This is a genomic window from Candidatus Thiosymbion oneisti, from assembly GCF_900092655.1.
Taxonomy (GTDB): domain Bacteria; phylum Pseudomonadota; class Gammaproteobacteria; order Chromatiales; family Chromatiaceae; genus Thiosymbion; species Thiosymbion oneisti.
This window is the reverse complement of sequence record NZ_FLUY01001828.1, coordinates 1-263: the sequence shown is the minus strand read 5'-3', so window position 1 is coordinate 263 and position 263 is coordinate 1. Positions and strand designations below refer to the sequence as shown.

The window sequence follows — 263 nt, the reverse complement described above, 5'->3', positions numbered from 1 at the left end:
AAAGACAACGACGCCGATCTGTGGCAGGGCCAGCTCGGCTATGCCTTCGGCAACAACATGATCAAGGGCATGTATGGTAAGAACAAGCCGGATATTGGTGATGAGACCAAGAGCTGGGCGGTCGGTTTCGACCACAACTTCAGCAAGCGCACCAAGGCCTATGTCCTCTATACCAAGGTTGATAAAGACACAAAAGGCTCCGACGAGGGTGACTGGAAGGGCTTCTCGCTCGGTATGATCCACGACTTCTGAGTCCGGCTTGG

The 263-nt window shown here is 54.0% G+C and carries 1 protein-coding gene; it reads left to right on the top strand.

Going from position 1 to position 263, the window contains the following annotated elements; translation table 11 throughout:
- The coding region (locus BQ17_RS19535) for a porin (protein ID WP_141699393.1) at positions 1 to 252 on the top strand (252 nt) is incomplete at its 5' end.
- Positions 253 to 263 lie beyond the last annotated feature (11 nt).